At 72.8% G+C, this 20,648-nt stretch carries 17 protein-coding genes; all 17 read right to left on the reverse strand.

Features of this window, described 5'->3' with window-relative positions; translation table 11 throughout:
- Positions 1–11: 11 nt before the first annotated feature.
- The 17 genes from tssL to PV762_RS05090 all read right to left on the reverse strand — a co-directional run bounded on the left by tssL (position 12) and on the right by PV762_RS05090 (position 20,589).
- Positions 12–1,355, reverse strand: coding sequence for a type VI secretion system protein TssL, long form (gene tssL, locus PV762_RS05010; RefSeq protein ID WP_421033920.1), 1,344 nt, complete (start codon positions 1,353–1,355; stop codon positions 12–14).
- Positions 1,352–2,689, reverse strand: a complete 1,338-nt coding sequence (gene tssK / locus PV762_RS05015; protein WP_421033921.1) for a type VI secretion system baseplate subunit TssK — start codon at positions 2,687–2,689, stop codon at positions 1,352–1,354. The genes tssL and tssK overlap by 4 nt, the downstream gene beginning before the upstream one ends.
- A gap of 129 nt (positions 2,690–2,818) precedes the next feature.
- A complete protein-coding gene (gene tagH / locus PV762_RS05020) occupies positions 2,819–4,399 on the reverse strand; it encodes a type VI secretion system-associated FHA domain protein TagH (protein WP_421033922.1) in 1,581 nt (526 codons plus the stop codon).
- 47 nt (positions 4,400–4,446) lie between these two features.
- Positions 4,447–5,211: a hypothetical protein gene (locus PV762_RS05025; protein WP_421033923.1), complete on the reverse strand. Its 765-nt coding sequence runs from the start codon at positions 5,209–5,211 to the stop codon at positions 4,447–4,449.
- Positions 5,208–6,515 carry a hypothetical protein gene (locus PV762_RS05030; protein ID WP_421033924.1) on the reverse strand — a complete coding sequence of 436 codons (1,308 nt, stop codon included), beginning with the start codon at positions 6,513–6,515 and terminating at the stop codon, positions 5,208–5,210. The genes PV762_RS05025 and PV762_RS05030 overlap by 4 nt, the downstream gene beginning before the upstream one ends.
- Entirely contained in the window at positions 6,512–8,710 is a 2,199-nt protein-coding gene (locus PV762_RS05035; protein ID WP_421033925.1) for a type VI secretion system Vgr family protein, read from the reverse strand. Before PV762_RS05035 ends, PV762_RS05030 begins: the two co-directional genes overlap by 4 nt.
- A gap of 10 nt (positions 8,711–8,720) precedes the next feature.
- Entirely contained in the window at positions 8,721–11,390 is a 2,670-nt protein-coding gene (tssH, locus tag PV762_RS05040; RefSeq protein WP_421033926.1) for a type VI secretion system ATPase TssH, read from the reverse strand.
- Positions 11,391–11,492: 102 nt separating this feature from the next.
- Complete coding sequence (gene tssG, locus PV762_RS05045; protein WP_421033927.1) at positions 11,493–12,545, reverse strand: type VI secretion system baseplate subunit TssG; 1,053 nt, start codon at positions 12,543–12,545, stop codon at positions 11,493–11,495.
- Between the two features lie 10 nt (positions 12,546–12,555).
- On the reverse strand, positions 12,556–14,508 hold the full coding sequence (tssF, locus tag PV762_RS05050; protein ID WP_421033928.1) for a type VI secretion system baseplate subunit TssF: 1,953 nt from the start codon (positions 14,506–14,508) through the stop codon (positions 12,556–12,558).
- 32 nt (positions 14,509–14,540) lie between these two features.
- Positions 14,541–15,092 (reverse strand): type VI secretion system baseplate subunit TssE, encoded by a 552-nt coding sequence (locus PV762_RS05055; RefSeq protein WP_421033929.1) that lies wholly within the window; start codon positions 15,090–15,092, stop codon positions 14,541–14,543.
- Entirely contained in the window at positions 15,089–15,772 is a 684-nt protein-coding gene (locus tag PV762_RS05060) for a type VI secretion system tube protein Hcp (RefSeq protein WP_421033930.1), read from the reverse strand. The genes PV762_RS05055 and PV762_RS05060 overlap by 4 nt, the downstream gene beginning before the upstream one ends.
- 28 nt (positions 15,773–15,800) lie before the next feature.
- Positions 15,801–16,313, reverse strand: a complete 513-nt coding sequence (locus tag PV762_RS05065; protein ID WP_421033931.1) for a type VI secretion system tube protein Hcp — start codon at positions 16,311–16,313, stop codon at positions 15,801–15,803.
- Positions 16,314–16,326: 13 nt separating this feature from the next.
- On the reverse strand, positions 16,327–16,857 hold the full coding sequence (locus tag PV762_RS05070; protein ID WP_421033932.1) for an Hcp family type VI secretion system effector: 531 nt from the start codon (positions 16,855–16,857) through the stop codon (positions 16,327–16,329).
- Between the two features lie 9 nt (positions 16,858–16,866).
- A complete protein-coding gene (locus tag PV762_RS05075; protein ID WP_421033933.1) occupies positions 16,867–17,403 on the reverse strand; it encodes an Hcp family type VI secretion system effector in 537 nt (178 codons plus the stop codon).
- Positions 17,404–17,489: 86 nt separating this feature from the next.
- On the reverse strand, positions 17,490–18,986 hold the full coding sequence (gene tssC, locus PV762_RS05080) for a type VI secretion system contractile sheath large subunit (RefSeq protein ID WP_421033934.1): 1,497 nt from the start codon (positions 18,984–18,986) through the stop codon (positions 17,490–17,492).
- A complete protein-coding gene (gene tssB / locus PV762_RS05085) occupies positions 18,986–19,480 on the reverse strand; it encodes a type VI secretion system contractile sheath small subunit (protein ID WP_421033935.1) in 495 nt (164 codons plus the stop codon). Before tssB ends, tssC begins: the two co-directional genes overlap by 1 nt.
- Before the next feature lie 44 nt (positions 19,481–19,524).
- Complete coding sequence (locus PV762_RS05090; protein ID WP_421033936.1) at positions 19,525–20,589, reverse strand: ImpA family type VI secretion system protein; 1,065 nt, start codon at positions 20,587–20,589, stop codon at positions 19,525–19,527.
- Between the last annotated feature and the right edge of the window lie 59 nt (positions 20,590–20,648).

A 20,648-nucleotide genomic window follows, 5' to 3' on the forward strand; every position in this document is an offset into this window, starting at 1 on the left:
CGGCTACGGGGTCAGGGGGTCGGCTGTTTCACCCAGAGGGTGATCACGACGCGGCGGTTGCGGGCGCGCCCGGCGGGCGTGGCGTTGTCGGCCACGGGCTCGGCCTCCGCGCGGCCTTCGGCGCGCAGGCGCGTCGCCGGCACGCGTTCGGCCAGGCCGTCGCGGACCGACTCCGCGCGCGCCTGCGACAGGTGCCAGTTGGAGGGGAAACGCGCCGTGCGGATGGGCGCGCTGTCCGTGTGGCCGGTGATCAGCACCTGGCCCGGCAGCGGGCGCAGCGCCTCGGCGATGCGCGTCAGCAGCGGGCGCAGCGAGGGATCCAGGCTGGCGCTGCCGGCGTCGAAGAAGCGGTCGCCGGTCATGACGATCACGGAGCGGTCGGCCAGGTCGGTGACGGTCACCAGGCCGGCGGCGATCTCCGGCTGGAGGAATCCGGCCAGGCGCGGCGCCTCGGCCGCGGGCGGGGCGGCGCGGGCCAGCGCCGGCGCGTCCAGCGCGGCCAGCGTCGCGAACACCGGCTGGGTGCGGTCCGACAGCGCCAGCCGCAGTCCGCCGAAACTCAGTGCGAGCACCGCGACGGTCACGGCGGCGACCAGCCAGACGGAGACGCCGTCCCGCAACCGCGAGGCGGCGTTGCCGGCCTCGGCGCGCGGCACGCCGACGGGCGACAGCGCCGTCGGCACCGCTTCGGCGCGACTGGTGAGCAGCTCGTGAATCCGGTGGCGCAGATGGCGCACCTGCGCCGCGCCCTGGTCGGCCACGCGATAGCGGCCCTCGAAACCGAGCGCCAGCGCCAGGTACATCAGCTGCAGCAGATCGCGGTTGGCGGCGACGTCGGTCGCCAGCTTCTGCATCAGGCGGAAGACCTTCTCGCCGCCCCAGGTCTCGTCGTGGAACTGGACCAGCAGGTTGTTGCCCGCCCAGACGCCGTTGCCGCCCCAGGGCGTCGAGGCGGCGGCTTCGTCCAGCACCGTGCAGAGCACGTAGCGCGCGGCGAGCACGCGGTCGCGCGTCACGCCCAGGCGCGCGGCGGTCTGCTCGAAGCGGCGCAGGCCGTCGGCCAGCGCGCTCTTGAGCGCGGCCGGATCCTCCTGCCGCGCCGATTGACGCAGCCGCGGCGCGGCGGCCAGCAGCGGCTGCGCCGCCGCGATCAGCGGCTCGAGGCCGGCGTCGGGCCGCGCGTCGAAGCTCAGGGGTTCCGCGTCGCGCCAGACGCCCGGTCCTGCGGCCGGCGGCGCGGACGACGCCCCGCGGCCGTCCGCCGACGGCTGCCGTGCCGCATCGAGCGCCGCGAAGGGGTCGCGGCCGTCAAGGTCGAGGTGGGGGCCGAGGCCGATGTCGAGATCTCGGTTCATGCGCGCACCGCCCAGAGCTCGAGTTCGAGACCGGGGAACTCGCCCCCGATGTGCACGGCCAGTCCGCCGGACTGGGCGAGCTGACGCCATTGGTCGCTGTCGCGGGTGTCCAGCTCGAAGTAATGGAAGCCCGCGTGGAAGGGGATCTGGCGCGGCGCCACCGGCAGCGCGCGCAGCGCCACGCCGGGCAGCTGCAGGTTCACCAGGTCGCGGATGTGCTCGACGGTGCCGATCTTGGCCTGCGACGGCAGGCGCGCGCGCAGCGACTCGGCCGCCATGCGCGCGGAGGCCGCCAGCACGAACTGGGCGCTGCGCTGGAGTTCCACATCGGGCACCAGCGCGACGCGCACGCCGTGCTTGCGTTCCTGCAGCGCGATGGGGATGGCGCCCTGTTCCAGCACGATGGACAGCGCCTGGCGCAGGATGGCCATCAGCGGCGGGAAGCACAGGGCGGGCTCGTCGTGGTCGTAGGCCGGCAGCGGCTGGGGGCGGCGCGAATCGCCGAACACAGCCAGGTCGCCCGCCAGCGCGACCATCGCCGCGTGGACCTCGCGCGGATGCAGCAGCCCGCCGGACAGGCGCTGCGCGAGCAGCGGCTCGTGGCGGTTGATCGCGCCCAGCAGCAGGTAGTCGGCGATCTCGCCGACGCCGGCGCGGCCGGGCTCCGTCAGCCGGGCGGCGAGGGCGTCACCGCGCTGCTTGAGCAGCCCGTGCAGTTCCCGCATCCAGCGCAGCAGCGGCTCGCTGCGCAAGGCGTCCAGCGTCGGCGGCACGTAGCTGGCATCCAGCACCACCTGCTGGTCGACGCGACGCTCGGCGACGCGGCACACGCCCAGCACGGCCTGACCCTCGCCGCAGTCGCGCGCCAGCATCAGCCGCAGATGGGGCCGGCCCAGCTGCAGCCGCGCCGCGCGCGGCGCATGGGCGTTGTCGTCGGGCACGTCCGCCTCGTGGGCCCGGTAGCGCGGCGCCATCGCGCCGGCCGCGCCCTCGGCGTCGGTCTGCGCGACGCCGGGACGCGGCAGCGAGACCGCCAGCACCACCAGCTCGTCGCGCGCGTCCGCCGGCACGTCGAGCGCGGCCGGGGCCGGATCGTCGCCGGGCAGGTCGATGGCCAGGCCGTCGGGCAGCAGGCCGTGACCCGACTGCAGCGCGATCTTGCCCAGCGCCAGCGCGCCGCCGTCGAGCTGCAGCGACAGCCAGCCGCGGGCGTGCGGCGTCACGGCCGTCAGGCGGGCCAGGTGTTGCGCGGCCTGGTGGCGGTCGTGCTGCTGGAAGTGTTGCGGCTGGAGGAACATGCCCTCCGTCCAGATGACTTTGTGGTGCCAGGTCATGAGCGGTGTGAGGTGGACGGGGTGGCCGGGACGACCGTCACGGGGCGAAGATGACGGGACGGACATCGCGGGAGATGCCAGGACATACGGGGGCCGCGTCCGGACGGATGCGGCCGCGGGCGCCGGAACTCAGCGCCCGGCCTGCCGAAGCGTTTCGAAATGTTCCTCGTAGGCGGCGCGGAAGGCCTGGGCGAAGGCCGCCTGGAAGGCCTCGTCCGCCTCCTGGCCGAGGCGCTCGTACTCGTCGACGAAGCGTTCCCACAGGGCGGCCTTGCGGTTCATCGGGAGCGCCTTGTCGAGCAGCGAGGGCGCGCGCAGCCGTTCGGCCATGCGCTCGGGGGCCAGGCGGCGCAGCACGCGGGATGACGCGCCCTGCATGCCCGCGACCAGGCCGACCTGGTGCGCGCGCAGGTCGTCGACCGCGTCGCGCATCGCGGCGCGGGGCGCCAGGAAACCGGACACGGTGGGCTGCAGCAAGTGGCGCAGGGCGACGTCCACGTTGGGCGAGAACTTCAGCGGGTTGTTGTCCCGCGTGGCGATCATGGTGGCGGCGGCCTGCACCTCGCGCTTGAGCGTGGCGCGGGCGTGGAGCATGTCCACGGTGCCGGCGACGGCGTCGCGCAGCAGCTCGCCGATCAGCAGCGCCAGGTCCGGCGTCAGCGCCGGCAACTGGTCGCGCGGCAGGCCGAGGCCCTGCGCGAGCGCGGCGGCCACCTCGTCCGTGGCGGCGAGGGGCGGTTGCTGCGAGGTGGCAGGAGCAGGTGCAGGTGCAGCGCCGGGCGGCGAAGCCGACGAGGAGACTGGCGAAAAAGGAGGCGCGAGCGCAACAGGTGAGGCCGTCGGGGTGGGCCGGGTCGGCGGGACCGGCCGTTCCAACGTCAGTTCGTCGAGCGCGTCCGTCGGCGCGGCCTTGGGATGAAAGGCCTGGCGCCAGTCGTCGGCGTGCGCGTCCGCTCTGGTGACGCTGCCGAGCGGATCACCCAGCGGATCGCCGAACGCATCGCCGAGCGGGTCGCCCAAGGGGCCGCCCTCGTCGATGCCGAACATGGATTCGAGCGCCCGACGCTCCGGTCGGACATCGAGGTCCGCGGCGGGCATGGGGAGAGTCGCCGGCGCAGCGGCCCGCGAGGGTGGGGGAGCCGGACCCAGGCCGAGCGGGTCGTTCCCCGCGTCGTTCCAGGCGTCGAGATCGCCGAACGCGGCGAAGGGATCGATGGCGGGGGAGGGCTGCGGTTCGCGAGGCACGTGCGCGGGGATCGCCGGGCGGATGATGCGGTCGACCTCGTCGACGCCAGCGTGACCGGCAAGACCGCCGGTGCCCGCCAGCCCGGTGCGGCCGGGACCGCCGACACGTCCGCGCAGGTCCAGCACCGTCGGCGCGTCGGCGTCCGGACTGGTTCCCTGCAGCGCGCGCAGGTCGACGCGCAGCGTGTAGGCGCCGAGTTGCACGCGGTCGTCGTTCGCGAGTTCCCGGGAGGGGCCGTCGACCAGCGGCTCGCCGTTGAGCAGCACGGGGTTGCTGCCGCGATCCAGCAGCACATAGGCGCCGCGACGGAAGACCACTTGCGCGTGCACGCGCGAGATGGTGCGGCCCGGGTCCGGCAGGACCAGCAGGTTGGAGTCGGCGCGGCCGATGGTGCCGCCCAGCTCGTCGAAGCGGGCGGACAGGGCCGGCGCGCCGGGGCCGTTGACGACGGTCAAGGTCAGCATGGGGAGGTCCTTCTGTGGGAAGTGGAGGGGTCCGGAGCGAACGCGGGTCAGCGCAGTCCGTGCAGTCGGTCGTCGATCCAGGCCAGCCGCAGCGGCAGGGACCACGCGTGGCGGCCGTCGCGCGAGCGCGCCTCGAGCGCGGGACCGCCCGCGCGGCGCAGGCAGCTCAGCAGCCGGCCGTCGGCGTCGGGCCACAGGACGAAGTCCTCGTCCGAGGGCCAGGCCCAGGACCAGGGGCGGCCGTCCGGCGCGGCGCGGAGGTGGTCGAGGAACGCGGCCTGCGCCGTGCGCACGTCGCCGCCGTAGGCCACGGCGCACTCCTCGATCGCCAGGCACGTCAGCGCGAACCAGCCGTCGGCGACGCCGCGGCGGAACTCGAGCACGCGCTCCCGCGCGCACTGCAGCGCGCGGGCGCGCATGGCGTCCTGCGATGCCACGGGCAGAGACGGCGCGTCGAGCCAGCGCCAGCGCGGGAAGTCGATCGGCAGGTCCACGTCGACATCGATGTCGACGGGCGTCTGCATCGTCCAGTCGGCGCGGGCGAGCACCCGGTCGCCGGTGCCGGCAAGGCGGAGTTCCACGACGGCGCTCGCCGGTGTGGCGTCGATGGCAGCTTCCGTGTCACCGTCGACGCCGTTCAGCGAGGCTGGGTCGACGCGCAACGTCAGCCGATTGACGCCGCGCAGCAGGAACTCGTGCACGGGGAGGGCGGTCGCGCCGGACGCGGTCACTCGCGCGAGTGCGACGCCGTTCAACGCGGCTTCCGCCGCGCAGTCGTTCGTCCGCAGATGCAGGGTCAGCAGGCGCTTCATGCGTCGCACCGCCAGTCGAAGAGGGTCAGCGCGGGCAGCCAGTCCAGCATCTGCTCGCGTCGGCCGGACCAGGGGGCGCTGAGCCCGACCCGGACGACGACGGGTTCGAGCGCTGCGGTGAACGCCCATTCGAGGCCGTTGCCCCGCGCCGAAGGTCGAAGGCCGACGCCGCCGACCAGAGCCGGCGGCTTGCCCGCCCAGTCGATGTCGGAGACGAATGCGCCCGTGGCGCTCGCCAGCGGCTCGAACGTCAGGCGCAGCGGCAGGCGCATCGGCACCCAGGGGAGCACGGCGGGGTCGGCGTCGTGGGACCACGGCAGATCCCAGTCACGGTGGAAATCCGCCAGCGCCGGATCGTCGACGACGTCGATGCGGACACGCGCACGCGCTCCGGCGATGTCGACGACACCGTGCCACGACAGGTCCCAGCGGCACAGGATTCCCTGCAGGTGACCGGTCATGTGCATCGTCGGGGCGAGGTCCAGCGAGGCGCCCGCGCGATAGCCCCAGGCGACGCCGCTCTCCGCGGCCAGCAGCGCGGGGCGCGCGGCGATACGCGTCGACGAGACGGCCTCGGCCGACCGCCAGCGCTCGCCGAGCCGGTCGATCGCCTCGGCGATCCCACGGTCCAGCGCCGCGAAGCCCGCCCGCCACGAACCAGGATCCAGCACCCGGCCGTCGGACTCGACCCGCACCCGGGTCTGCAAGGGTGCCGGTGTCGGTGCGGCACCGCCGTCCTGTCCGGAGCGGGCCCAGACCAGCAACCGCTGCTCGTCGGGCAAGGTGATGAGCCAGCTGTCGGCCTTGCCATCGCCGCCGTTGCCGTTGCCGTTGCCGTTGCTTCTGTTGTGACCATCGGCGCTCCGGTCGTCGGCCGTCCAATCGATCGACAGCCGCGCGAACTGTTGCGGCGCGGATGCCGCGATGCCCGGCGGCAGCAAGGCGGGCACCGCCAGCGGATGCTCGATGTCGAGCGTCGCGCCGCGCTCGCGTCGCGTCGGCCCGGTCATGCCCATCAGGGTGAGGGTGGTGGAGGCCTTGTCCTGCGTCTCCTGCACCTGCGGTCCCTGCACCTGCGGTCCCTGCACCTGCGCGCGCCAGCTCGCCACGGCGGCGCCGTCGGACGGTGCCAGCGCGTGGAGCCGCTCCGGCAGGGCGACCCCGTCCGTGGAGCGCCAGAGCGGGTCCTCGTCCTGCGAGCCCGACACGATGCGCCAACCGTCGGCGTCGTGGACGTAACGCCGCGGCGCGCGCGCGGCCGCGGGGCGGCTCAGCCCCACGCGCACCTCGGGGGTCTCGCTCATCGCGCACCGCCGTTCGGTCCGAGCGGATCCACGTGCGCCGGCATCGCGTCCGGCGCCGTGGGCGTGGCGGGCACGCCGGGCACGGCTGGAATCGCGGGCAGGGGCGGCGTGCCCGAGAACAGCTTGATCTGCGGCCCGAAGATCGAGACGCCCTCCATCCCGATGGTGATGAAGGACAGGCCCACGCGCAGGCTGAGGGTCGCCTGCGCTTCCAGCGTCAACGCCATCGCCTGGACGCTGACCTGGCCGGTCGCCGTCACGCGCGCGCCCTGGCCGAGCGCGACCTGCACCGGCCCGTCGGCGTCGATGGACACGGGCCCGCCGGCCTTCAGCGTCAGACCCCCCGCGATCGAGGCGTCCACCTTGCCGCCGACGCCGACCCGGAGGTCCGCGCCCAGCGTCGCGTGCGTGTCGCCCGCCAGTTTCAGCCGCGTGTCCTTCTCCACCGCGACCGACAGTCCGCCGCCGACCTGCAGGCCCGCATCGCGTCCGATGTCCGTGCGCGCATCGCGCTTGACCGTGTCGACCTGGTCCCGGCCGACCCAGTGATGCAGGTCGCGCTCCGCCTTCATCCACAGGTGCTCGGCGCCGCGCGCGTCCTCGAAGCGCAGTTCGTTGCCGCTGTCGGGCGCGCCGTTCCTGCTGGACCGCGTGCGCACGCCGCTCACCGTGGCGTGCGCGGGCAGCGCATACGGCGCCGGCTGCGCGCCGTTGTAGACCCGGCCGGTGACGACGGGCCGATCCGGCCAGCCGTCGAGGAACTCGACGATGACCTCGTCCCCGACGCGCGGCAGCGCCACCATGCCGAAGCCCTTGCCGGCCCACGGATGGCTGACCCGCACCCAGCAGGAGCTGCGCTCGTCGCGTCGTCCGAGCCGGTCCCAGTGGAACTGCACCTTCACGCGGCCGTGGCGGTCGACGTGGATCTCCTCGCCCGCCGGGCCGGTGACCACGGCCGTCTGCGGGCCTTGCACGCGCGGCAGCCACGCCGCCGGCGGCGGCTGGTAGTCGACGGTCGCGGGCACGGCGGCGAACCGGCACACATAGCTGGTGCTGCGCGCGTCGCCGTTGGCCTCGTAGCCGGCGAACTCCATGTCGGCGATCGCGCCGGTCACCAGCCATTTCCCGGCGTCGTCATGGCCGGCGAAGTCGAAGGTCTGGCCCACGCTCAGCGAGCGGTACGGCGTCGTGCCCTGCGCCACCACCGCCTGGCTCTCGAAGCGGTCGACCTGCCGGCGCATGCGCGCCGTCCCGGCCGTGCGCTTGGGCCCGAGGTCCCCCGCCATGGCCAGGTCGTCGTGCCCGCCCGGATAGACGTGGCGCTCGAGGCGCCCCGCGGTGAGGCCGACGGGCCGGCGCGTCGCGTCGCGCCGGAGGTCGGCGTTGGGCAGCTCGGCCGCGAAGTCCGTGGCCGTCGCGCTCAGCGGCTGCAGCGACTGCGCGCGGGTCCATTGCAGGATCACGTCCTCGCGCAGCATCGTTTCGCCCTGCGCCTCGTTCCAGCGCAGCGGCACCGGTGCCGGGCGATGGCTGGACGGCGAGTCGCACAGCACCAGCACGTGACGCTCGCGCTCATGGCGGAAGAAGAAGTAGAGGCCTTCGTCCTCCATCAGCCGGGCGACGAAGTTGAAGTCGCTCTCGTTGTACTGGACCGTGCAGGGCCGGCGCGCGAAGCTGGCGTTGCGCAACCGCTTCTCGACCGGTCCGGCGCCGGGGTAGGCGGCGAAGACCTCGTCCAGGATCTCCAGCACCGTGCGGTCCTGGAAGATGCGGCAGTCCGCGCCCAGCGTGAGCTGCCACAGCCACGGTCGCAGGTGCACGCGGTAGATGTCGAAGCGTCCGAGGTAGCCGCCGCGCTCGACGTGGGTGACCAGCCCGTGCAGGAAACGCTCCGTGTCGTCGTCCTGGCGCAGGCCCACCGCCGCCGGCTGGCCGAGCAGCTTGTCCGCGGCCAGCGGCGCCTTCTGGCTGGACCGCAGCAGCTCCAGGCGCAGCTCGGGCAGCCGGCCGAGTTCCTCGCGCCATTGCAGGCGGCGGAAGAGCAGTTCCTCGCCGGCGAGCGGGCCGAGGAAGCGCGCCTCGTTCGGCGCGGTGGACAGCGGCGTGGCCGCGGTCGGCGCGCCGCTGGCGGCGGACGGCGTGGCGGTCGGGGACGGCACGTGAAGCGCGGGCTCGATGGGCGCGGCAAGGGTCACGGCAAGCTCCTCAGTCGAAGGCGTAGGTGAAGGCGCCCTGGGCGGCGCCCACGCGGATCGCGCTCAGCGCAGGCGTCGACGTCGCGCCGTCCGCGAGCCGGCTCAGCAGTTCCAGCGAGATGCGCGGCAGCACGGTGTCGGAGAGCACGCGGTCGATGACGCGGCCGCCCGACTCCGGCTGGTCGCAGCGCGCCATCAGCGCCGCGACGAAGTCGGGATCGAAGTTCACCGCAACGCCGTGGCGCTCCATCACGCGGTGCTGGATGCGCGCCAGCCGCTGGCGGGCGATGCGCCCCATCAGCTCGGGCGACAGCGGGCGGTAGGGCACCGTCACCATGCGGCCCAGCAGGGCCGCCGGGAACACGCGCAGCAGCGGCGCCTGCAGCGCCTGCGCCAGCGCGTCGGGCTCGGGCGTGAGCGCCTCGTCCGCGCACAGGCGCATGAGCAGCTCGCTGCCGACGTTGGAGGTCAGCAGGATCACCGTGTTGCGGAAGTCGACGGACCGGCCTTCGCCGTCCTCCATCCGGCCCTTGTCGAAGACCTGGAAGAACAGCTCGTGCACGTCGGGGTGGGCCTTCTCGATCTCGTCGAGCAGCACGATCGAATACGGCCGGCGGCGCACCGCCTCGGTCAGCACGCCGCCCTGGCCGTAGCCGACGTAGCCGGGCGGCGCGCCCTTGAGCGTGGAGACGGTGTGCGCCTCCTGGAACTCGCTCATGTTGATGGTGATGACGTTCTGCTCGCCGCCGTACATCGCCTCGGCCAGCGCGAGCGCCGTCTCGGTCTTGCCCACGCCGGAGGTGCCGCACAGCAGGAAGACGCCCAGCGGCTTGTCCGGATCCTGCAGGCCGGCCCGCGCGGTCTGCAGGCGGCGCGCGATCATGTCCAGCGCCGGCTGCTGGCCCAGCACGCGGCTGCCCAGGGTCTCGCCCAGGCGCAGCACGCCGTCGCGCTCGTCGGCGACCATGCGCCCGACCGGCACGCCGGTCCACGCGGCCACGACCGCCGCCACCGCCTGCGCGTCCACCACCGGCAGCACCAGCGGCGACTCGCCCTGCAGCGTCGACAGCGCGGCCTGCGCCTGGCGCAGATCGGCGATCGCCTCTGGGCTGCGCGACGGGGACCTCAGGTCCTCGCGCATCGCGAGCAGGCGGGTGACGGCCACGCGTTCCTCGTCCCAGCGCATGCTCAGCGACATGAGTTCGGACGAGGTCTCCTCGCGCCGTCGGGCGAGTGTTTCGAGGCGCTCGGCGACCTCGCCGCCCAGGGCGGCTTCGCGCTCCAGGATGTCGGTCTCCAGGGCCATGACCTCCAGGCGGCGTCGCGCGTCCTCGACGGCCGCCGGCGTTGCGTGCTGGCTGACCGCGACGCGCGCGCAGGCCGTGTCCAGCAGCGCGACCGCCTTGTCGGGCAGGTGCCGCGCGGGGATGTAGCGCTGCGACAGCCGCACCGCCGCCTGCAGCGCCTCGTCGGTCAGTTCGACGCGGTGATGCGCCTCCAGCCCGGCCACCAGGCCGCGCAGCATGGCCAGCGCGGTGTCCGTGTCCGGCTCGGCCACGGTGACGGCCTGGAAGCGGCGCGTCAGCGCCGGGTCGGGTTCGATGAAGCGCTTGTACTCGGCCCAGGTCGTGGCGCCGATGGTGCGCAGCTGGCCGCGCGCCAGCGCCGGCTTGAGCAGGTTGGCCGCGTCGCCGGTGCCGGCCGTGCCGCCCGCGCCGATCAGCGTGTGCACCTCGTCGATGAAGAGCACCACCGGGCGCTCGGCGGCCTGCACCTCGTCGATGAGCGCGCGCAGGCGCTGCTCGAATTCGCCCTTCATCGCGGCGCCGGCCTGCAGCAGGCTGAGGTCCAGCCCCAGCAATTCGATGTCGCGCAGCGCCGGCGGCACGTCGCCCGACACGATGCGCTGCGCCAGGCCCTCGACCACGGCGGTCTTGCCCACGCCGGCCTCGCCGGCCAGCAGCGGGTTGTTCTGGCGGCGACGCATCAGGATGTCGACCAGCTGGCGGATCTCGTCGTCGCGACCGGTGACCGGATCGAACTCGCCCGCGCGGGCCTTGGCCGTCAGGTCCACGCAGTAGGCGGCGATGGCCTGACGACGGCCCATCAGGGCGGTGGCGGCGTCCGTCGCGCCCGAGGTGGTCCCGGCAGTCAATCCCGCCGATGCCGCGTCCGCACCCGGCGACGCGTCTTGCGCGGGCGCCTCGCCGGTGCGCCGGCACAGCGCGGGCAGGCGCTCCGCCAGGTCGTCGGCGCGGATGCGCTCGAACTGGCGCGACACGGCCAGCAGCGCGTGGCGCAAGGTGTTGGATTCGAGCAGGCCCAGCAGCAGCGCGCCGGTGCGCACGCGGTCCTGGCCGAAGCGCAGCGAGGCCTGCACCCAGCCGCGCTCGATGGCGGCCTCGATGTGCTCGGAGAAGTCGGACACCGCGGTCGATCCGCGCGGCAGCCGGTCCATGGCCTGGGTCACGTCGCGCGCGAGCTGCGCGGCGTCGATGCCGTAGTGGTGGAGGATGACGGCGAGGTCGCTGCGCGCGTCGGGGATCAGCTGCGCGAACCAGTGCGACAGCTCGACGTAGGGATTGCCGCGCATCTTGCACAGCACGGTCGCGCTCTCGATGGCGCCGTAGGGGAGCGGATGAAGCTTGCCGAACAGGTCGGCGCGGCGGATCGTGGTCATGCGGAAGTCGTCGTCGGGATCGACGCCGTGGAAGTCATGGGTCGTTGAAGGAGATACGGAAGCGGGGGGCGATCCGGATGCAGGCGCAGATGCAAGCAGCGGTTACAGGGTGGCGCTGGCCTCGGCGGGCAGCAGCAGGTCGTCGCCGTCGCGCTCGCGCGGGGCGGTGCCGATCCACAGGCCCCGGCCCAGCGCGGCGGGCGCGTCCGCGCCCACGCGGGGCGGCGGCAGCTCTCGGCGGTCGAGCACCAGGCGCACTTCCCAGTCCAGCTCCAGCCCGACCCACTGCCGCACCAGCGCGCGCAGACGGGGCAGGGCGGCGCCGTCCGGCAGGAACTCGCGATAGCGATCCCAGCTCATCGGACCGAGCACCACGCGGAACTTGTGCTGCACGTCCCAGGTGGCGGCGCCGAGCGCCAGCCCCTGGCCGAGGCCGACCTGTTCGCCTGCGCGGGCCGGCAGGCCGCCGGCGCGGGCGCGCAGCTCGGGCGCCAGCGGCAGCCAGTGACCGGTCCACGGCTCGACGCGCGCGGGCACGTCGAAGGCTTCGCCGCACCAGGCCGCGAGGCCGTCCGCGTCGTGCACCTGCCGCGACAGGCGTCCCAGGAAGGCGAGCTTCGGTGCGTCGCCGAGCGCGTCGCGCTCGCGCAAGGCCGGCAGACCCAGGCCGGCCAGCGCGCCCAGGCGCCCGCCCTGGCCGGCGTCGTCGGGGCGGTCCATCGCCTGCACCGGCTGGGCCTGCGCCCACGCGCGATGGAACAGCAGCGCGAAGCGGTGCGTCAGCAGGTCCAGGAAGTCCTGCATCGCCGGATCGCCGTGATGGCGCTCGCGCTCGCGGGCCAGTTCGGTGAGGTGCAGCGGCAGCGGACCGTTGGGCCCGGTCAGGCCGAACACGCGTTGCCGCACGCGCGGGGTCGGGTCTTGCACCGTGACCGCCTGCACCGGCGCGGGGGCGAAGTCCAGCTCCGCCGGCTGGCCGACGCGGATCGGCTCTTGCGCGGGGCGGGCGGCGTCGCCCAGTCGCGGCAGCGACGGATGGGCCGATTCCCAGCGCCTCAGCAGCGCGAAGAGGTCCTGCCGCTTCGGATGGGCGACGGCATCGAGCAGCCAGTCCGGCAAGGAGGCGGCGGTGGCTGCTGGGGCGGCATTCGTCACGACAGCCTCCTCACAGCAGCGGACGCGCGCCGGCGCGCGGCGCCCAGCGGCCGATCTCGCCGCGCGTCGTCGAGAGCAGCACCGTCTCGACGAAGCTGTTCAGCGAGACATGCCGCGACAGGAAGTGGTGCAGCGCAGCCCCGAGCAGGTAGGCGCTGTGGCCGCTGCCGGCCCCCAGCCGCTGCTCGTCCAGGGTGATCGAGATCTCCACGCCGCGTGCGTACGCGATGGGGCCCGGCGCCGGATGGCGGCGGTGCACGACGGCGGCGCTCAGCCCGGTGAGCGCGCCGATCTGGCGGCTCACGTCGGCGTCGCCGGCCTGCGGCAACTGCGACAGCAGTTCGCGCAACGCGTCCGCGCCGGCGTCGATCAGCGACAGGTAGTTCAAGGACAGCAGGTTCAGCAGCCGCCATGCGGCCGAACTCTCCGCCGGCGCCGGCAGGGGGCGCGAAGGCCCGGCCACGGCGCGCACGTCGGTGAGCGCGATGCCCGCGTCCAGCGTCAGCGGCGCGTTGCCGCCGCGCAGGAACAGCGGCAGGTCGCGGTTGGTGCAGAGCACCTCCAGCGCCACCTGGTCCGGCAAGGGTTGAACGGCGACCGCGGAGACGGTGGAGGCGGAGGACACCGCCGATGCCGAGGATGCCGCGGATGCCGAGGCGCCGGCCGTGCCGTCGCCCTCGCCGCGGAGCTCGCTGCCGGCCTCGGCCTCCCAGCCGTCGGACCACGAGAGGAAGACCTCCGTGCCTGCGTACGACGATCGCGCGCCTTCCCGCCGCACCCGCTCGCTGGGCCGGCGCGGCTCGCGGCGCGTCGAGTAGACGCGCCGGACCGGCCCCGACCCCGTGCGCGCGGTGCCGTGCAGCGGCTCGAAGCGCCGCGATCCGCCGTCCGCGTCGTGGGCGGTCATGCCGGTGACCGCGTAGACCTCGTGGTCCAGCGGCCGGCTGCGGTCGACGACGATGTGGAACTCGTGCCGGTCGGGCCCCGGCAGCAGCCGGTCGGCGCGGCAGGGGAAAAGGTTGATCGCGGGAACGCAGTTGGTCAGCACGTTCGCGGCGGACACGGCGCCCAGGGACGCGTCGTCGGCCTGCGTCAGCGCGAGCACCAGCTCCATCGAGGATCCCGCCGTGCGCGAGAACGCCGCCGACAGCGCGTCCACCTCGAAGAACTGGAAGCGCTCGGGGAAGGCCAGCGTCTCCTGCAGGAGGCGCAGACCGCCGAAGCCGCGCGGCAGCGCCGGCAGCAGGGCCTCGTCGTCGGCATATCCGACGGGGGCGACGGAGGACGTCGGCAGGCGCTGCACGCGGCCGGACGCGCCCGCCAGCACGGCGGCGCAGCGCGACAGCGTCAGTTCCACCAGCGAGGCCGCGACGTCGGGCGCGCCGGTCAGGAAGAAGCGCAGACGGTCGACGCCGAGTTGATCGAAGCGTTGACCGTCCGGCAGCCGCAGGCTGAGCACGAGTGCGGCGCGAGGGCGTTCCCCGGGCAGACCGCCGAGGGCGTCCAGCGCGGCGTGCTCGCGGACCAGCCGCGCCTCGGCGACCGACACCGGCGTGAGCACGGTGTCCTGCGCGGTGCGGAACTCGCAGCGCGTGCCGGTCAGCGCGGGCGCCGCGCCGTGCAGCGCCGAGCCGCGCGGCAATCGGTGACCGGCCAGCAGCTGCGGGTCGGGCGCCGGTTGCATGCGGGCGACCAGCATCGCCGGCAGCGGCGCGTTGAAGCCCGGATAGACCATGTCCAGCAGGCGGTGGGACAGGCGCGGGAATTCGGCGTCCAGCTTGAGCTGCACGCGCGCGGCCAGGAAGGCGCTGCCTTCCAGCAGGCGCTCGATGTAGGGATCCTGGGCGGCGGCGCCCAGGCCGAGCTGGCCGGCGACCTTGGGATGCGCCTCGGCGAACTCCTGGCCGAGGTCGCGCAGGTAGCGCAGCTCCTGGTTGTAGTACTGCAGCAGTCGGGGATGCACGTGGGTCTCCTGGAAGGGCCTCGTCGGCCGCCTCAGCCGCGCAGGTCGCGCAGCCGCGCCTGGCCGGTGGCCAGGTCCAGCTCCGCCGCCATCCACAGCGTCAGCGGCACCGGGTCGTGGCGCAGCCGGCCCTGGATCACCAGGCGCAGCGGCCGGTGCGCGCCGCGCGAGGCGAAGTCGCCGACGCCCGCGCCGATGCCCGCGTCGTACCGGCCGTCATCGATCGAGACCTCCAGGAACTCCGGCAGGAGTCGGGGCTCGAAGCGGCGGATCGCGTCCACCAGCTCGCGCTGGAGTCGACGTCTGTCCAGCGACGACTGCGCGCGGCCCGTCATCGCCGGCAGCCCGAAGTTGAGGACCGACGCGCGGGCCAGCGGCGCGTCGGTCCAGGGCGTGCGCAGCGAATCGTCGCCCTCGCTCCAGGGATCGTCGTGGGCCGGTCGTTCGAGCCGGGTGGCGTTGAGCAGCCAGATCAGGTCGCGGGCGACCGATTCGCGGAGTTCGCGGCGGCTGATCACCGCCGTGCCGATGAGGCGGTCGAGCAGCGAGGGCTTCAGCCGATCGCCGGCGGCGGGCGCGCTCATCGCTGCAGCCCCTGCGGGCCGGCCGGCGCGCGGTTGGCCAGCATGTCGGACCACACGGTCTCCAGGTCGCGCAGCGCGAACTCGCGCGAGGGACGCGAGGGATCCGATGCCGCCGCGCCGCCGGCGGCAGGCGAGGACGCGCCGCCATGGCGTGCCGCCTCCGCGCCGGTGGCCGCGCCGGCTGCCGCCGTCGATTCCTGCGCCGCGGGCGAGGCCGTCGACGCCCCCGCCATCCGCGTCACCGTGGTCGTGGTGACGCCGGAGCGCCTGTCCTCGCGGTACAGGAACTCCGCCTCGCGGTAGTCCAGTTCCCAGGACTCCACGAGGCTGACGGCGGCGTCCTCGTCCCGCAGCTCGAGCGCATAGCGCGTCACCCGCGCCTGGCGCAGCTTGATCGACAGGCTCAGCAGCTCCTGGGCCGCGTCCTCCATGCACAGCGTGACCGTCATCGGCATGCCGCGGTCCATCGCCGAGAGCAGGGCGGCGCTGGCGCGGTCCATGCGCTTGGTGAAGGACAGCACCGAGGGCTCGGGCTGGCGGCCGGCGGCGCCGTCGGCGTCCAGCGCCCACTGCCAGTCGTCCAGCTCGATCCAGTCCTTCATCGCGGGCACGCGGGACTCGCCCGCGATGGGGCCGCCGTCGCCGACGGCGGACATGTACAGGCGCGCGCGTTGCGTCATGCCGGGCTCCTCGGTCGTGTCAGTCGTTTCAGTCGTAGCGGCTGCTGCGCAGCTCGACATGGGTGGGGGTGGGGCGGCGCAGCGTGGACGCGTCCAGCGGGTAGTAGCGCAGGCGCAGGTCCTTGAAGGACAGCGTCAGCTCCTCCACGATGGGCTTGGCGTGGGTGCTGTCCTCGGTGCGCGTGGCGATGTGCGTCAGCGTGCCGTCCTGCAGCTCCATCGTCAGCATCGCCACCGGCGGCTTGCCCACGCCGCTGAGCGCCGGATCGATGACGGTGATGCAAGCGCGGTCGTAGCGGCGCGTCTCGTTGGCGCAGCGGTACAGCAGCAGGCTGCTGCGGTCCAGGTACTTGGACACCGTGACATGGCCGGGACGCAGCTCCGTACGTTCGCGCCGGCCGCGCGAGGCCAGGTGCACCGCGCTGGCCGACCAGGCCAGCGCGTGCAGCACGATCTGGTCCTCGAAGCCCTGCACGCGGCTCTCCCCGAGCGCGGGCCGGCCCAGGCAGGCGAAGTCGAGGAAGGCGACGGGCAGGGACATGGCCGACGCTCCTTCAGGCCAGCTTGCCGGAGATGGCCGTGGTGGTCTTCATGTCCTTCACGCTCCACTCGAAACCGGTGGTGGTGTCGAGCTTGCCGTCGTTCTTCTGCGGCTTGTAGCCGATGAAGATCTCCTTGAAGACGAACTCCACGTCCTGGTTCAGCTGGCCGTCCTCGCCGCCCTTGGTCGCGACCTTGGTGACGTAGGCATCGGTGACCTTGACCTGGAAGTAGGCCTGCGGGCCGTCGATGGCGCCGGTGGTCTTGAGCATCTCGATGGTGATCGTCGGGAAGTGCTTGCCGGCGACGATCTTGGACAGGATCGCGGTGGACGACGTGTCGAAGTAGTGCGTGATCGACAGCGTGCCCGGCTGCGGCTTGCCCACGGCCGCGCCGGTGCCCTTGGTGACGCTGTGGTCGGCCTCGACGTCCCAGCTCCAGTCGGAGATCTCGATCCAGCCGTCGTCGCCGTGGTGGCCCTTCTGCAGCGATTCGCCTTGCGGCACGTCGGCCTTGCCGAAGTTGATGAAGCTATTGCCTGCCATGGGGGCTCCTTACTTGATGGTCAGCTTGATCTCGGGGGTCTGCTGGGTCATCTCGGCGATGTTCCAGCGGAAGAACAGGGCGCTGTCGAGCTTGCCGTCGTTCTTCTGGCGCTTGTAGCCAATGGCGAGCTGCTTGAAGACGAACTCGACGTCCTGCGTCACGTTGCCGTCCTCGCCGCCCTTGCTGCCGACCTTGGTGATGAAGACGTCCTTGGCCACGAGCTGGAAGTACAGCTCGGGCTCGTCCTTGCCGGTCTGCTTGAGCAGGTCGATGGTGGCGGTCTTGAAGTGGGTGCCCTTGACGATGTACTGGAGCAGCACCGGCGAGGACTTGTCGTAGTAGTGCGAGAAGCTCAGCGTGCCCGGATTGGGCTTGCCCACAGCGGCGCCGGTGCCCTTGAGGTGGCTGGCCTCGGCCTCGACGTCCCAGCTCCAGTCGCTGATCTCGATCCACCCGGCGGTGCCGAGGTGGCTGAGCTGCTGCGACTCGCCGGGGGCGTTGCCGCCGTCGGTCTTCTCGAACTTGATGAATGCGTTTCCTGGCATGGATCACTCCGGAAATCGGCGTCGTACGGACGAGCGCCGGGAAGGCCCCGCCTGAGCGGGGACCGATGAACAAGGGGAACGGACGCTTACGAGCGCTCGGACGGCAGGCGCGACACCAGCCGCAGCGAGATGGACAGGCCTTCGAGCTGGTAATGCGGCTTGAGGTAGAACTTCGCCTGGTAGTAGCCGGGCGCGTCCTCGATGTCCTCCAGCACGACCTCGGCCGCGGCCAGCGGACGCTCGGCCTTGGTCTGCTCGGTGCTGTTGTCCGGATCGCCGTCGACGTAGCGCAGGATCCAGTCGTTGAGCCAGCGCTCCATCGCCTCGCGCGTCTTGAAGGAGCCGACCTTGTCGCGCACCATGCACTTCAGGTAATGGGCGAAGCGGTTGCACGCGAAGAGGTAGGGCAGGCGCGCGGCGAGGGCGGCGTTGGCGGTGGCGTCCGGATCGTCGTACTCCGCGGGCTTCTGCAGCGACTGCCCGCCGATGAAGGCGGCGACGTCGGAGTTCTTGCGGTGGACCATCGCCATGAAACCGTTGCGCGAGAGCTCGGCCTCGCGGCGGTCGGAGATGGCGATCTCGGTCGGGCACTTCATGTCCACGCCGCCGTCGTCGGTCGGGAAGCTGTGGGTGGGCAGGTTCTCGACGGCGCCGCCGGACTCGATGCCGCGGATCTGCGAGCACCAGCCGTGCAGCTTGAACGCGCGGTTGATGTTGACCGCCATCGCGTAGGCCGCATTGCACCAGGTGTAGGTGTCCTGGCGCTCGCCGCCGGTGTCTTCCTCGAAGTCGAACTCGTCGATCGGGTTGGTGCGCGGGCCGTAGGGCAGGCGGCCGAGGAAGCGCGGCATGCACAGCGCCAGGTAGCGCGCGTCCTCGCTCTCGCGCAGCGAGCGCCAGGCGGCGTACTCGGGCGTGGTAAAGATCTTGGTCAGGTCGCGCGGGTTGGCGAGCTCGCGCCACGATTCCATCTGCATCACCGCCGGCGAGGCGGCGGCGATGAAGGGCGCGTGCGCGGCGGCGGCGATCTTGGACATCTCGCCCAGCAGCTCGACGTCCATCGGCGAGTGGTCGAAGTGGTAGTCGCCGACCAGCGCGCCGAAGGGCTCGCCGCCGAACTGGCCGTACTCTTCCTCGTAGATCTTCTTGAACAGCGGCGACTGGTCCCAGGCCGTCCCCTTGTAGCGCTTGAGCAGGCGGCCGAGTTCCTGCTTGGCCACGGGCATGACGCGGATCTTGAGCTGCTCGTCGGTCTCGGTGTTGGTGACCAGGTACTGCAGGCCGCGCCAGGCGGATTCCAGGCGCTGGAAGTCCTCGTGGTGCAGGATCAGGTTGACCTGTTCCGAGAGCTTGCGATCGAGGGCGCCGATCAGCGACTCGATGCTGGTGACCGTGTCGTTGCCGATCAGCGCGACCTGCGCCAGCGCGTGCTGCGCGAGGGTGCGCACGGCGCCCTCCATCTGCAGGCGGGCCTCGTCGGACTTGGGCTTGAAGGCCTTGTCGAGCAGCGCGGCGAAGTCGCTGCCTTCATGGGTGATGCCGGCGAAGCCGGCGGCCGGAACGGCGGAAAGCGACGTGTCCATCATGCGTCCTTCTTCGGCGTGTCGGCCAATGTCTGCAGCAGCGCGGGGTCGCGCAGCACGCGGGCGACGAGCGCCTCGGCGCCTTCCTTGCCGTCCATGTAGGTCAGCAGGTTGCTGAGCTGGCGGCGCGCCTCGAGCAGCGGACGCAGGCCTTCGACGCGCGCGGCCACGGCCGCGGGCGAGAAGTCGTCCATGCTCTCGAAGGTCAGGTCCACCGGCAGCAGCCCGTCGCCGGTCAGCGTGTTGGGCACGGCGAAGGCGGCGCGCGGCTTCATCGCCTTCATGCGCTGGTCGAAGTTGTCGATGTCGACTTCGAGGAAGCGGCGTTCCGCGACGGGCGGCAGCGGTTCCTCGGGCTTGCCGGCCAGGTCGGACAGCACGCCCATGACGAAGGGCAACTGGACCTTCTTCTCGGCGCCGTAGAGCTCGACGTCGTATTCGATCTGCACACGCGGCGCGCGATTGCGGCCGATGAATTTCTGACTGCTTCCCATGGGGTCTCCAGAAAAGTCTGAGGGAAAGATGAAACGGACGACGCTCACGCCGAGGCGTCGAGCGCGTCTTCTTCCAATCCGAGGATGCGGGCCGCATCCGCGATGCCGCCGGGGGCGATCTCCCGCACGAGGGCGAAGAAGTCCTTGTCGATGAGGCGTTCGGCGCGGCGTAGCATCAACTGGGCGGGGTTGGTCGGCTCGGTGCGTTCGAGGAACTCGCGGATCTGCCGCAGCGCGGCGAGCGCGTCGGCGCGCGATCCGATCGCGACGCGGCCGCCCCGCAGCGCGGGCGCGGCGGCGAAAGCCTCGCGACCCGACGACGCATCGATGCCCTGGTCGTCACCGGGCATCCCGGTCGACGGGACCTCCTCCGAGGCCTCGCCCTGCGAGCCTTCCCGCTGCTCCGGCAGCAGCCCGTGCAGGTCAGCGACGGCTTGCCCGACCGCCTTGAGACGCGGCGCGACATCGACGCCGAAGCGCGCCGTCCACACCTGCCTCAAGGCATCGAGGGGCCCTTGAGCCGCCTCGATCTGCGCGCGCAGCGACGCGGTCAACCCGGCCTCGTCCGCGAAGAATCGTTGCAACTGATCGGCGGTGAAGACCTCGTCGCCGTCGCGCGCCGGCAGCCGTTCCAGCGCGACTTCGACCTCGCGCAGCCGCAGCGCCGGCAGACGCCGGTCGCGATGCAGCGGCGCGTGCCGCAGGTCGCCCAGCAGGCCGCGCGCGGTGTCCAGGTCCACCAGCGATCCCTGACGGGCGAAGGCATCCTCGTCGTCCGCGTCGGGCAGCGGATGCAGGCCGTCCCAGCAGCGGTCCAGCAGCCCGGTCACCAGCGCGAGCGCATCGGGCAAGGCGGCCAGGCCGCCGGCGACCACGCTCGCGCGGCCCCAGGCCACGGCGATCCGCAGATCGCGGGTGCGCGGCAGCAGGTCCTGCGCGAGCTGCCGCGCCAGCGGCCAGTCCGGCGCCTCGGCCGGCGCGAACTGCGTTTCCTCGCGGCCGCGCAGCGCGTCCATCAGCGCGGCGAATTCCGGCTCGTACTCGAGGTTGGGGCCGCCGGGCGCGTCGGCGTCCAGGGGGCGGGTCCAGTCGTCGATTGCGTCATTCATCGCACGCTGCGTCGCGCCGTTTGCTGCGCCATTGGTCGCGCCGTGCATCGCGGGTTCCA

The organism is Mitsuaria sp. CC2 (genome assembly GCF_048957715.1).
Taxonomy (GTDB): Bacteria; Pseudomonadota; Gammaproteobacteria; order Burkholderiales; family Burkholderiaceae_C; genus Roseateles.